At 47.0% G+C, this 13,936-nt stretch carries 10 protein-coding genes and 1 pseudogene; 5 read left to right on the top strand and 6 right to left on the bottom strand.

All coding sequences use genetic code 11. The features are described 5' to 3' along the window. A partial coding sequence (gene tadA, locus JW881_14500) for a Flp pilus assembly complex ATPase component TadA (GenBank protein MBN1698722.1) occupies window positions 1-352 on the bottom strand: 352 nt, incomplete at its 3' end. 446 nt (window positions 353-798) lie between these two features. Here tadA and JW881_14495 point away from each other — a divergent pair. Both JW881_14495 and JW881_14490 read left to right on the top strand, forming a co-directional pair. Then, window positions 799-1,074 (top strand): ImmA/IrrE family metallo-endopeptidase, encoded by a 276-nt coding sequence (locus JW881_14495; protein ID MBN1698721.1) that lies wholly within the window; start codon window positions 799-801, stop codon window positions 1,072-1,074. 339 nt (window positions 1,075-1,413) lie between these two features. After that, window positions 1,414-2,265 carry a hypothetical protein gene (locus JW881_14490; protein ID MBN1698720.1) on the top strand — a complete coding sequence of 284 codons (852 nt, stop codon included), beginning with the start codon at window positions 1,414-1,416 and terminating at the stop codon, window positions 2,263-2,265. Here the strand turns inward: JW881_14490 and JW881_14485 are convergent. Then, window positions 2,233-3,087, bottom strand: coding sequence for a nucleotidyl transferase AbiEii/AbiGii toxin family protein (locus tag JW881_14485; protein MBN1698719.1), 855 nt, complete (start codon window positions 3,085-3,087; stop codon window positions 2,233-2,235). The genes JW881_14490 and JW881_14485 overlap by 33 nt on opposite strands. A 202-nt stretch (window positions 3,088-3,289) precedes the next feature. Between JW881_14485 and JW881_14480 the strand changes: the two are divergent. The 3 genes and pseudogenes from JW881_14480 (at window position 3,290) to JW881_14470 (ending at window position 7,447) form a co-directional block, all read left to right on the top strand. Continuing rightward, window positions 3,290-4,276, top strand: a pseudogene (locus tag JW881_14480) (aldo/keto reductase). Between the two features lie 276 nt (window positions 4,277-4,552). Continuing rightward, window positions 4,553-6,598 carry a hypothetical protein gene (locus JW881_14475; protein MBN1698718.1) on the top strand — a complete coding sequence of 682 codons (2,046 nt, stop codon included), beginning with the start codon at window positions 4,553-4,555 and terminating at the stop codon, window positions 6,596-6,598. A 138-nt stretch (window positions 6,599-6,736) separates the two neighbouring features. Next, window positions 6,737-7,447, top strand: a complete 711-nt coding sequence (locus JW881_14470; GenBank protein ID MBN1698717.1) for a DNA alkylation repair protein — start codon at window positions 6,737-6,739, stop codon at window positions 7,445-7,447. A gap of 2 nt (window positions 7,448-7,449) precedes the next feature. Here the strand turns inward: JW881_14470 and JW881_14465 are convergent, their stop codons facing one another. The 4 genes from JW881_14465 to JW881_14450 form a co-directional block, all read right to left on the bottom strand. Continuing rightward, on the bottom strand, window positions 7,450-8,427 hold the full coding sequence (locus JW881_14465; GenBank protein ID MBN1698716.1) for an ABC transporter ATP-binding protein: 978 nt from the start codon (window positions 8,425-8,427) through the stop codon (window positions 7,450-7,452). A gap of 309 nt (window positions 8,428-8,736) precedes the next feature. Continuing rightward, window positions 8,737-9,312 carry a serine hydrolase gene (locus JW881_14460; GenBank protein MBN1698715.1) on the bottom strand — a complete coding sequence of 192 codons (576 nt, stop codon included), beginning with the start codon at window positions 9,310-9,312 and terminating at the stop codon, window positions 8,737-8,739. Between the two features lie 127 nt (window positions 9,313-9,439). Then, entirely contained in the window at window positions 9,440-9,715 is a 276-nt protein-coding gene (locus JW881_14455) for a hypothetical protein (GenBank protein MBN1698714.1), read from the bottom strand. Window positions 9,716-10,111: 396 nt separating this feature from the next. Then, the gene (locus JW881_14450; protein ID MBN1698713.1) at window positions 10,112-13,183 is read right to left on the bottom strand and encodes an ankyrin repeat domain-containing protein; all 3,072 of its coding nucleotides are present in this window, start codon (window positions 13,181-13,183) and stop codon (window positions 10,112-10,114) included. Between the last annotated feature and the right edge of the window lie 753 nt (window positions 13,184-13,936).

Raw genomic sequence — 13,936 nt, 5'->3', positions numbered from 1 at the left:
CTTTTTCCAGAAGTTCGTCGAGTGAGATGGTGGTGCGGGGGGGTATCCGTATCGAAAACGCGGGGCCCGATACCACCGGCGGCACCAAGGCTTCGAACCTCCCCCCCTGGAGGACGGGGAGCTTGACGGACAACTCGGGATGCTCCTTGTTGATGACCAGCTCGTAGTGGCCCGCGAGCAGCCTGATGATCGAGTATATCCTTTCGGCATCGAGCCTGAGGTCGGTGATCGTGACCGTCCCGTCTTCCTCGATCCAGATCCTGCCGTCCGGATTGCACATGATCTCAGAGATATTTCTCGAACCTGCGACGATCGCGGATATTTCTGACATCTGCGAGAGAAGGCTTTTCATACGTCATCCTTCCACACGAGAGGGTTTTTCTGTTTACCTGTGATGAAGGCCCCGGTGCTTTTTTCTTTTCGTATTGATCCAGGGCCCTGAGCGGCGTGTGACGGATGGCGAGTACGGAATTGCCGGTACCGTGAATCTGTTTCAGATACTAAATTACTGTTACCACTATGCTTATTTCTCATCGTGCATACATTAATCAGTCCTCGGGCCTGATTTATTACACCCTGGTTGGAAAAAAATGTGGAAATTTTAATTATATTGCGTTGTAATAGCAGGAATAACCGGAAGAGTGAAAACAATATAATCAGTTAGGTTTATATTCTTTTGAGAAATGAGGTAAAATTTATTGCATGCCCTTCATTTTCGTACCCGCCATCATTGTAATTAAAAAACACCACATACACAGGCAGAGGTTTTCCATGGCCCATTAATTGGGTCATTACATCATGCACTCCACGAGTGGTATCCATGTCGATAAAAAAACGTTTTTCCGCAACAACAAATCCACAGATGGTCTGGACATGGTGAAGATAGAGGCGAACAGGTTCGCGGCAGAATTGCTCATGCCGCGAAACTACATCGATGAGTATATGTACCATTTCGTGGATTTTATAGATTCTGATACTGATACTATAGACGAATTGGCTCGCAGGTGCGACGTGAGTAAAACGGCGATGAGTATTCGCTTGCAGACCATAAAAAACAATACGGCCAGTATCTAACTACACCCCCGGTTGCGCAATTCATGTCTAGTTGTATCAGGAAGAAAACCAGATCCGCAGTAACCGTTTTGGATCCGGGTATAGGAACCGGTATATTTTCCATTTAATTTGAGGTTTATCGAAAAACCTGTCCGGTTGATACTTTTATAAGGTAAATACGTTAGGTATATATACCTAACGTATTTAGATATATACCATTTTTATATTCCAAAGTTAAAGACCGTATAAACTTTTCAGAAAAAATATTCATTGTAGGTATATATACCTACAATGAATATTTAATAGCAAGCAAACATATCTATTGACACATTATATTCATTATACGTATATATACCTATAATGAAGCTTGAGACCGTAAATTTTGATAAAATATCCTCAATTCTACTCCAAAATGGTAAACCGGTTTTAATGACAGATGAGTTTCGAAAATTAGTTAATAAAGCTCAAATAAAGGGAATCAAAGAAAAAGAGATAAAACGAGATTTAGAAAAGTCTGGTATTATTCAAATAAAAATCTTGAAAAGCGAACATTACCAGGATGTAAAAAGGATTTCTATCCCCTCCCTCAACCCTACTCCCTATCATTATGCAGTTTCTCTTCGGGGGAAAGCTTACCTTTCACATAGTTCGGCCGTGCACCTGCTTGGACTTACTCAACAAGAGCCTAAAGTCATATATGTAAATAAAGAGCAAAGTTCCAAACAGGAATCCGGGGATATTCTTCTTCAAGAAAATATCGACAGGGCTTTTTCACGTCCCCAGAGGCAATCGAAATATACTTTCAAGATAGATGGCACAAAAATAATTTTAATCTCGGGAAAATCGACGGGGCTTGCCGGTGTAATTAACGATAAAACAACCGGTCTTCCCTTAACGTGTCTTGAACGAACTCTTATCGATATTACGGTTAGACCTCGGTATACAGGAGGCGTATTTCAGGTTGCACAGGCCTTTAAAGAAGCGGTAAATGAAATAAATTCCTCAAAATTGTTGTCTATTTTTAATACATTAAATTACCGTTATCCATATCATCAATCTCTTGGTTTTTATCTGGAAAGGGCGGGAGCAAAAAGAGAGATATTGGACAAGCTGAAAGAGAAGGGATTGAAGTATAAGTTTTATCTTGATTATTCAATATTTAAACCCGGTTTTGATGAATCATGGCGTGTCTTTTACCCACTTGGCATATAGATGTAGAGCGGACGCATTAACAAACTCAAAATAATATTCATATGGTCTAATATCGCCGGCGACAGACGATCCGACATCTTCCCAAGAAGCCCTGTGAAGTTCTTTCACATCTTCTAATTTGTTCAATAAAGAAAGATCGACTTTTTTTGCCTTGAATACTTCTTCCACTGTAGATAAATACATTTCGAGTTTAATTGAAAAATAGTCACAAATCGCCCAAATATCGTATAAGTCCCGGCCCCTGCTCCTTTTTGTATTTTCTGATATGTGAGGATAATCCGGATGTTGCTGAAAAAGGGCACGAAGTTTTTCTACAGCCAACAAGAGGGGAGAATAAACATAAATTTCAACTTCATCTATTTTTTTCTTACTTTTTTCATCAATATATTCATATTTGCTTATCTCTATCGTGTATCTGCGTCTTTGTGAACCTATATCTACGAGCATTGATTGCCTTCTCATCCTATCGATTTTATTATCCAAATTCAAAGCCAAAGATTTTGTAATAAGCTTGAATTCGGCCCTGTAACCTCCCCACCAATCAACATGGGTTTTTTGTGGTTTTCGGGTAAAGTTAAAATCAAATATAATAATTCCGTATTTTTCAAATGATGACGTCAAAGCCCCAAGAATATAACTTGCAACCTTCTTCATATCATCGAAATCATTTTCAATAGAGAAATCCAAATCAAGCGAATTTCTATTTCCAACATTATAAACAAGTGAAAGTGCATTTCCGCCTTTTAATACCAATTGATCATACAACTCTTCATTTGAATAAATGGCTTTTAGTATTAATTTTTTTATATCATCATGGTTCATATATTTTTTGTATTATTATTAAAGAAATTGAATAAATACGTTTTTTTTAAAAAAACACATTTCATCTTACTTCTCATTTTGATATTATAGCCAAAATATAAAAGGATCAAGTATCGTGGTCCACCACTCGATTAAAATAAATCTTATTCCAGTTCCATTTGTCATTGTTCCCTTATTCACGCCCGTTTTCCCCGTCAAATCCATTTGCATATTCCTTTTCATTCCACTACAATACCAAGAAGGCGTTGCCAGGATAAAATGCCAAAATCCAAAATGCGGACACGATTACTTTGTTCCTCTTTCCTGTCTTGGATTCTATCTTTGCCCGTCCGTTGACCTCGGGGTCGACTTTTTCGATACGGCGGAGGTATACGGACCGTTCATCAATGAAGAGCTCGTGGGCGAGGCTCTGACACCCTTCAAGGGGCGTGTGACGATAGCCACCAAATTCGGGTTCAAGCTCGATCCCGAAGGAAAGGAACGGTGGATCGGGCTTGACAGCCGTCCGGAACATATCCGGGGGGTGGCGGAGGCCTCGCTCAAACGGCTCCGGGTGGAGATAATCGATCTGTTCTACCAACACCGCGTCGACCCGGACGTACCGATCGAAGACGTTGCCGGGACGGTAAAAGATTTGATCGCGGAAGGTAAAGTAGGACATTTCGGGCTTTCGGAGGCGGGGGCGGGTACCATTCGCCGTGCCGACACGGTTCAAGCCGTTACCGCGGTACAGAGTGAATACTCCCTGTGGTGGAGGGAACCGGAGACGGAAATACTGCCGGTTTTGGAAGAGCTCGGCATCGGGTTAGTCCCATTCAGCCCCCTGGGCAGGTGTTTCCTCACCGGAAAAATAAATGAAAAAACCGCATTCGATGAAAAAGATTTTCGCATGACTTTACCCCGTTTCACCCCGGAGGCCATCAAGGCGAACAAGGCGCTGGTCGAACTGCTCGAAAACATTGCAAAAAGGAAGCACGCTGCTCCCGCACAGATCGCCCTCGCATGGCTGCTTTAGCGGAAACCGTGGATCGTTCCCATTCCGGGCACCAGGAAACTCGAACGGCTGGAAGAGAACCTCGGGTCCGTTGAGGTCGATCTTACAAAGGACGACCTGGAAGAGATCGAGCGCGCATTGGGGAATATCTCGATACAGGGTTCCCGGTACCCGGAAAGTATAAAAAAATGGTAGGTAGGTGATGTTGGAAGCAGGGCATTGGATGAAAATATTTTTTAGGATAATGCAATTGAATTTTAATAGATAACCTGGAAATAAACAAAGTAATTGTTGCTTATTTTTTTCATGGTATGTTGATTTTTTTTATATTGTTTCGTCCATTTTTTATAGTGCTCTATAGGACATTTGTCCGCTTGAGTCAAATCAAGATTTTATGTATCATCGACTCCGACTTTCGATAAGTCAATACAATATGTAAAATAAATTTGGAACTCAATTGAGGAGGAGTCTATGAAAAATGTAATTCTTGGAACCTGTTTCCTGGCGGTAATTTTGTTCGTCACCGGCTGCAGTTCACCAATGGGGGGAAATGACGGGGCGTCTGATAAACCTATTCCGGTCTTCGATCCGGATACGCAGACATTCGCACCGCAGAACGTGTCGACCCTCATCATTCACGGTGACGAAATACTCGATTCGGTAGTGGATAATTATCCCGGAATAAATGAATATTATGGAGACCGGGACACATTCCGAAATTTGGTAAATGCCGATTTAATGCCGGGGATTCCGCCGGCCATTGGAGCGGAAAATTCCGAAGAAAACGATGTCGATCCGACGAAGTCATTTTCGGATTATTATACGATATGTTATCCCGATCTTTTCACGGTTGTCGAAGCGGATAAGGACGATGGGGCGAATACATCATCCGTGCCTCCCTGGTTGAAAAACGCCAAGGAATTCGTCGCAGTCAACAAAAAAGCACTGAAAGAATTCAGGGAAGGTTATCAGGCGGTCGTTAACGGTGCACCATTGGTCAGAGACTGGTTCAACGAACATGCCAAGATCCTTATGCCCTTGGTAAACGATATCGGCGAGGCCCTGGACTCTGTTTTCGGAAAGGACGGGTGTTCCGGAATATACCAGGCCACACAGAGTCTTTTTCCTGCCATAGAAAACGCCCTCGGCGTCATCGGTTCTGCCATCGGCATCATTACATCGTTCATCAATTTATTTTCACCCGGTTCCCAGGGGCCTTCTCCTTATGAGTTACTCAGCGATCAAATTGCGGAATTCGAAAGACACGTGACAACGGAATTCGCTGGTCTCGACTTGGACCTGACACAGTTTTTTACACAGAGTTTCGATGCGGGAATCTCCGGTATGACGACTTCACTCGCGATTTTGAAAGATTATGCAGATATCGGTGATACCGCAGATATGGCCCCTATCATTTCGGCCGTTTCCTCTACCTATAGCCCTCTGCTGTCGCAGTACTACCACGCCGCCTGCACGACCTTCTTTAATTATGTCAAATATCTGAAAACACTTCCCGACACGGATGAAAAAAAGAAGGTGGTGGCGTCGGATTACCACCTCAAGGTAACCATTGATTACACTTACACCGGCGGTTCGCAGAATGAAAAGTATCCCGTAATAGATTCTTCGGATGAAGTCGTTCTTATCAATCCTGCAAAATATGCGTCGGAACATAATTTACAGTTTATGAATATGAACTCTCTCCTTTGTCTCGACAGCTATATTAACGAATTTATGAGCTTCGGACCATATATGTCATGTGCTTCCGGAAATCCAATGGCCACGGAAATCTGGAATTACAACCAGGCAAAATTTATTTTAGACTCTATTGTCACTCCTCTTCACACAACAATCGATGAGCTTGCATCGGCTATGAATGACAGTTTGCAGAATGCGTATTCGGAACTGGATACACACGCAGCTCCTGCCTTGACGAATATCGGAAAAGTAGTCTGGCTTGATCCTCATCAAGGACCGGCTGCTCACCTTGTGAAAACGTATACCCCCCCATACCGCCCCCTGTATTATGTGTATCATTATTATCCACTTGTGAACGCCTACTACAGGGGACATTCGTTGATCGGTTTCGGGAATTTGACGACCTATGACGGTCCGGAAGTCGGTTGGAGTTATGGTTACAGCACGGGGCCGATGCGATTTCAGGATGGTCAATCCTTCAAAATTGATTTTGTGGCCGTCGATCCGACTTCCTGGACAAGTATAGGAACTCCCAGCGGTACTACCATGGGATATTCGAAGTATTATAAAAGTTACTCTGCAACGATCGGGAAGGCTAATGTCGAATATTTCGCAGATACTTCTCATAAAGTCCGCACGGACAATGCTTTTACCACAAAGGATTTTAATTCAACGGAAAATCTCAATACCGAGGAAATCAAACAGATGATCAAGGCGTTTTATTTTGCCAAGGCGACACAGGTCATGGAAGAGGCCGCGTACCTGGGGGCGATGGAAGTAAAATTACGAGCGTATTTGTACGAGAAGGATAATAACTAAAATGCAACTCTTCTTATTATTTCTCGATTTGCAATATACATTACTCAGGCAGGCTGTGCCTGCCTGAGTAAGAGAAGGGTCTTTAACTATCAATCTCAATATTTTAAAATGCAGGCGTTATGAGTTCCGATGAACACCATGAACATAATATCTGAAATACGTAAAGAACTGAATCAACTTTCACAAAACCCGTCCAATGTGAAAGATTTTTCCCGTTTCCACAAAGACGGGAAAAAACACATCGGCCTGGTAACGAAAATCGTGAGAAACCTTTCCGCGGAAAAATATAAACAGGTCAGACACCTCGAGAAGAAAAAAATCTACTTCATTTGTGAAGAACTTCTCGAAACCGGGAACCATGGATGCCAGATCGTGGCTTTCGATTGGTCGTACAGAATCAGAACACACTACAGAAAAGAAGATTTAACCGTTTTCGAAAAGTGGATCGACACTTACGTCGATAATTGGGGAAGCTGCGACGATGTGTGCACCCATGCCCTCGGATATCATTTGTATCTCTTCCGCGAAGACATCCCTAAAATCCGACGGTGGACCATATCGAAAAACAAATGGAAGAGAAGGGCCTCGGCGGTCGTCTTCATTTACCCGGTGAAAAAAAAGAAATACCTCGACGAAGTATTCGGGATCGCGGAATCATTATTAACAGATGAAGAAGACCTGGTGCAGAAAGCATATGGCTGGCTGCTGAAGGTGGCATCGGCCGTTGAAAGACAAAAAGTATTCGATTTTGTAATACAACATAAAAATACCATGCCCAGGACCGCGCTGCGATATGCGATAGAAAAAATGCCCGACTTCTCGAGGAACCAGGCGTTGGCAAAAGATTAACATTATTTCGGGACGGACGCCGTCACCGGCTCTTTATCCCTTATTCTTTTTCCCGTATCTTTATCGAACATAAAACAGCCGTGAATGTCCAGAGTGACGGTATCTCCGAAAGAAATATCATCCTTTGGCGGGGTGACGATATACACGGTCTTTTCATGTACCCGGGCGGTAAGAATTACCTCTTTTTGCATCGGGATAGTTGTCTTTTCGAGAATCACCGCTTGTAACCCGCCGGGTACCGCGTGCTTTCCTATCTTGATATCCCGGGGCCTTATGCCCACAATGACGGAATCCGGCACACCCGGCATATAGCCTCCCGGAAGCGTATTAATTGCAGGGACATACTGGTCCGTGTTGATGAACTCGGCAACGAAAAGACTCCCGGGATCGTTGTATATGTCGGTTGAACTGCCTGTCTGCTCGATCCTTCCATCCCTCATTATCGCGATAATGTCGGCAAAAACCAGGGCTTCATGCTGATCATGGGTCACATAGACCGTGGTGATGTCGAATATGCCAAGTAGTTTCTTCACATTCAACCTGTATTTTTCCCGGAGCATTTGATCGAGGTTCGAAAACGTTTCGTCCAGGAGAAAAACATTCGGGTCCCTGGTAATGCAGCGGGCGATCGCTACCCGTTGTTTTTCCCCGCCGGACAGCGTTCCCGGATTTCTGTCCGGCAGATAGGCCAGTTCGACACCCATGAGTTCGCTGGTCCTGTCGAATTTTTCCCTGGCACTTTCGTATAGTTCCTGTGTTTTTCGTTTGAAGAAAAAATAGAATAACACGTTACTCTTCGACGTCAGGTGAGGGTAGAGCGCGTAGTCCTGAAAAACCATGCCGATTTTTCTGTCCATGGGTTTCAATTCGTCCACTCGCTTCCCGTCGAACTCGATGCTCCCCGATTCAACCGGGATCACGCCCGCTATCATTTTCAGGAGCGTCGTTTTTCCGAACCCACTGGGGCCCAGTATCACCATTGTTTTTCCGTCCGGTATGTACAGATTCAAATTTTCGATCGAAAAATCGTAAGTTTTTTTCTTTTCCCGGGGGAGCTGCGAAAAGGTACCAATATTATATAAATCCACGTCCTCTGATGTATGGGCAGGAATAATGTACCTTTCTAAAATTAAAAATGTCGGCCTGTACGTCAGATAATTTCCTCCGGTGAAAACGACAACCGTATTTTCTTCGGGAAGAATCATTATATGTTGTCCCCCAAACCCGTTTGCGAGGAACATCCGGATTACCTTATCTCCCTTTTTGATCGATTTTGTCCACCACGAATACTAATATCCCATTTTTCCCGAATCCTCACCGGGGACATCAATATCGACGTTGCCGGAAAATGGAGTTGCGCATTTATCGATCCAATCCCCGGGAATAATCCTTTCCCCGTTCCACGTACCCTTGTTGAGAAAGGTCATTCCGATTTTTGCCATATCTCTCGAAGTGAGTTTCAATCCGCTCGCGGCCTCAAAAACGCCATTGGGAAATTGTGTCGCCCATTCAAAAGCGTTGATTCCCAGGGGTTCGAACAAATATTTTTCTGAAAACTTCTCAATGGTCAGATTGGATGAATTCTTTATAATTTCACCCAGGATTATCGTATTACCGCCGTAATAAGAAAAATGCGTTCCCGGTGTATTCGCCAACCGTACTTCCAGAATATAACTTATAGGATCTTTTTTCGAATACCAGATGCCGATTACCGGATTATCTTTGCTGCTGTATGGGGCGTTCCACTCGTTCCACTCCAATCCGGACGTCATGGTAAGAAGATGTTCGATCGTGATGTTCTCTTTTCCGTTTCTTTTTAAAATGCCGGTGTTCGGGTAAATAGTCGAATATCGATTGATTGACATTATCGATGAAACCCTTGTCCACGGCGATTCCGATACATGCGGAAGTGATGCTTTTGGTGACGGATTGAATATGATGAAGCATAAATTTATACCAGGTGACATATTCACCGTGATGACCGGGTCCGTCCTATTTATATTTATGTCCTTTGAAATATTCTTCGAGCACTAATTTGTTATCCCGGACAATCAGTAGAGAATGAACCTCATTTTGATTATTGACAAGTATCAGGCTCACCGCTTTTTCTATTGATTTTTGTTCGATCGCAACCTCGCTCAAAGTGCCAAGGACAAATCCATCTTCGTAATTTTTAGGCGGTTTATAATCATATAAATCCGGTGGATCGGTTATGCAATTCATTAAAAACATGGAAAAAAACAAAATAATCACCTCTCTTTTTTTCATAGATACACTCCCGTTTTATTGAATTTGAACAATATAGAATAAGATGTCACATGTTTTAAAACTCGATCGAAGACATTCCGCGAATACCCCTTTGGTATCCCAATTTGATTACTATGAGATTTTATTATATTATATAGTAAGTAGTTTTATCAAGACTCGATGAGAACTACTCGGGTGAAATTTCAAATCATGGGACACGGGACTGATTAACGCATCAGGACAAGTTCGTCGCCGGATTCTCGACAAATGGCAAATGTTTCGAATGCGTGAAGACTGAGAAAAACGGAATCTCAATGCACGTGAAATTTGTGTATTTTTTAAGACCTATCTTTTTATTCATCGATTGCAAAACCCCAAATCCCCCCGTGGCGGATACGTTTGTTTTCCGCCCCTCCTCTACCGCCTCCGCACCGCGGCCTCGTCCAGCAGCATAATCGCCTTCTCGAAGTTCTCCCCGGAAATCCGGGCGTGGCCTTTTCTCGGCTCCTGAAGGAAATACGCCTCATACCCGAGATACAGAAACGTATCATACCCATTGAAGGTCTCCTGCCGGTTAAAGTCCCAGTCGCCGGTTGCGCAGACCATTGTGACGTGCCGCCGCGCGTAGGGATAGCTTGGAATAATCCGGGCGCCGCTGGTGAAACACCCCCCGACCGCGATCCCGCCCGTGAACACACGCGGTTCCCTTGGGACGATCTCTCCGGTAAGGCGGCCGCCCCAGGAAAAACCGGTGAGGTAGACTCGTTTCCGGTCGACTGCGTAGTGGCCGAACATGTGAAAAACCATCGCCAGGACGAGACGCTCGTGACCGGTGAACATCATCTCCGCCGAGCTGCCGTCGAACACCCCGTTATATGGATCGAAACCGGCGTAGATGAGCTTGTGTTTCTCGAGTGTTGCCGTGTAGGCGGACGACGGGGCCTGATTTTTCGATTTGGCGTTCATCATGGAGACGATAAGGCCGTAAGGCTCCTTTCCGTCATATCCCTTGGGTACCCAGACGACGACGGGATACCTGGAAAGATCGAGCTTCGGATCCCGGTCGATCCAAGGCGACCACTTGGTCAGGGTGAGCGGGTACGTTCCCCGCTTGTCGCTCCATGGTCCCTCTACGCGTTTTACCTCGAGCGGTTTGGCCGCCCCGGCTTCGTAATCTTCGAACACCTTCCTGTTCTTCGTCGCTTGGGCCAGAAGCTCGTCGGCCGATAGCTTTTCGTGTGTCACCGACGAACCAAGGTACCGGAGAATGTCGTCTCTACCCAGCAACGCGCATGCATTGAGGTCCGCGGAAGACCACCGCACGAGCGGCAGGCCCCGGACCAGGTCGAGGTCCGTGCTCACGGCCAGGACGGTGCCGAGTGATGTCCAGTCTGGGGTCGCGGGCGCACCGAGGAGGAGCGGCGTAAGGCTCGAACGCCTGGTAAGGGCGAATATGAGCGGCGAATCCCCGCTGTCGTTTTGCACGTTGGGATCGGCACCGGCATTCAAAAGCGCGCTTACCGCTTTCTCCCTCCCGGCGAGTACGGCCTTTTCGAGGGGCGTTCGGCCGTAGCGGTCTCCCGTGTCCCACTTCACCTTCCTGGCGGTAAGGGCCTCGATCATCCGCACGTCGCCGGTTTCCGCGGCCAAATGCAGCGGTGTGGCCGGAACCCCGTCGGCTGTACGGGCGACGTGAGCCTCGAAGGCGGACGCCGGGAGCTCCGCGATCACCTTGAGGTCGGCGGTAAGGACGGCCCGGCAGGCGGGTGCTTTATTCCCGACCGGCCAGCCGCCGCTCGACTCGGGAACCTCGAGCGACTTGAAATAGGCGGTGAGCGCCTTGAATCCGTTTGTCCTCGAAAAACCGAGGGCGGTGAACCCGTCATTGTCGGGGATGGCAGGATCGGCCCCCTTGGCGACGAAGAGCTTCACCAGCGGAAGATACGAGTCCCCGGTGCAGGCGCGATAGAGGGCGGTCTTGCCCTCGTCATCCCGGGCGTTGAGATCGACCTCGAGCTTCAGAAACCTGTCGACGAGGGCCGCGTCACCCGGTTTTATGGACCGGGAGGCCATGGCATGAAACACCGTCTTGCCCGTGGAACCCTGTCGGGTGGGATCCGCCCCGGCTGCCAGGAGCTCTTGGATCGCGCCGTCGTGTGCCCACTTCACCGCCACCATGAGCGGGGTTTCACCGTAGCGGTTGGAAATGTTGAGATCGGCCCGCCGGCCTTTGGCTAGAGAAATGAGTTTTTTCAGGACCGGACGCTTGAGCTTGTCGAAACCCGCCAGGTGGTGAAGCAGGGCCGCGCCGTAACCGTCCGGGTCATTGACGTGGCTGGTTTTCTCGAAAACCCGGGTAATGAGATCCCAGTCGCCGTCGAAGGTACTCGAGTTTGCCGCGTACATGATCGCGTCCAGATCGTCCGGATTGGGGTCGTAGCCCGCGTCCAGGTAGGCGCGAATGAATATTTTTCCTCCCTCGGCGTAATGAGAAAACAAATTGTCGAGTACGGACTTTCCCCACGGCCATCTCGGGTCGGACCTCGCACCGTGTTGTAAAAAGAGCGGGACAAAGGGAGCGTACCGGTCGGCCTCCTTGTACCCGTACCGCTCCAGGTAGAGGAGCATGGATATTTTCGTCTCCACCTCCTCCCCGTTGGAGATGTAGGTGTACGAGGTGTCCTGGGAGGGATCGGCGCCCAGGCCGATGAGCACCCGGGCGATTTTAAGCGCCTCGTTGCGGTCTTTGGGAAGCGTTTTGATGAAGGCGGCGAGAACCGTGGTGCCGTCGCCGGTGAGTGCCCGGAAATCCGCACCGGCGGATTTAAGGAGCTTCAATGCCTCGATTTTTTCATCCGCGCTTTTACCCCACCAATTCAGGACAAAAAAGACGGCGGGCGCTTGGACACCGGCGGTGTCGTCGCCGGACACGATTCCCATGTAATTCTTGAATACGGTGTTCGCGTTGGCACCGCGGCCGAGGGCTTTTTCAAGCCGCCCCGGGTCCCGGTTTCGCAGGGCCTGTTCCAGCGCCGCATCGGGAGATTCGTCCAGGCGCGCTTTCAGGGTGAGCGTCCCGACCAGGGTATAGGTTTTTTCCTCCCTTGTTTTCGCGTACAGGCTGAACTCGTAATCGCCGCTCTCCGGGAACGAGAGTATGAATACCCAGCGGTCGCCTTTGCGGGAGTAATTGGTGGCCTCGCCGGCCTGTTCGCCGGTGGCTGTGTTTTTCATGCCAAATGCCAGCTCGACGCTTTGAGGACCGCTTATGACCAGCGATGCGTCTCCATGTGATTCGGCCGGCGGCAGGGAGATCACCTCGAGACCGAGCCCTGCGAAGGCGGGCGAGGCCTGCCATGCAGGATCAGTTTTAACCCCGCTCCCGTCGACTTGATTGTGCACCCGGTCCGGCGTGGACTCCGGCAGCGACGACAGGCAGGCGGAGAGAATAAAACCGGTCGCGATTACCACGATCATCGTCCTTATCATAGAAAATTCCTCCTCAATCGGAAGCCGAATGGTTTCGGACGCAGGGCCGGTGACAGACGCATATCATCGGATGCCGGTTACGCCGTACCGGTATTATAAGAGAATTTATGTAAACACACAACCGCAATTCCGGATTCGCGTTTTTCGCGTCATTCGCGGTTTATTTTCTTTATCACGTAAGAAATGAGCTAACATAGAGTTGAGCTGCAATTTGGGGCCCGACCAACGGGAGGGCATGGCACATGTTCTTGCTCCAGCAAGAACCTTGACATTAAAATTGTCCGCTCGAACTCATTGTTCTGCGATTCTTGTAAATCAATGTAAATAACTTGCCCAAATTCAGCATTTTTCCGGCACTGTTTTTGCTGTTCATTTTGCATGGGCATTCCAGTACAGACTGCAAGAGCGCGCGCTTATCCGGATAAGGAATATATACCACGGGGCCAAAATGTTTTACAAGCCCTGTTCAAAAACCACTTTGATACATTTAAACAGCAGTATGATGAGAAGTATGCCAAACTGTATGGCAAAATTTATTTTCCTGGAAAAATTCCGGTTTTTCGATTGATAATTCCGTAAGGATTTATGGTTCAGATAATAAAGCCAGGGAATCCCTGGCCCAGTATATAGCCCGTGCACCTGTTTCATTGGAAAAGTTAAGGTATAAGCCATTTCATGGCAAAGTCCTGTTCAAAACACCAAGGTACAATGACTATTTCAAGGAAAATTTCAAACCCCATTTCATCCCAAAAT

This window comes from Spirochaetales bacterium, assembly GCA_016930085.1.
Classification (GTDB): domain Bacteria; phylum Spirochaetota; class Spirochaetia; order SZUA-6; family JAFGRV01; genus JAFGHO01.
Note: the sequence above shows the minus strand (reverse complement) of the source record. Positions and strands in the feature narration are given on the sequence as shown.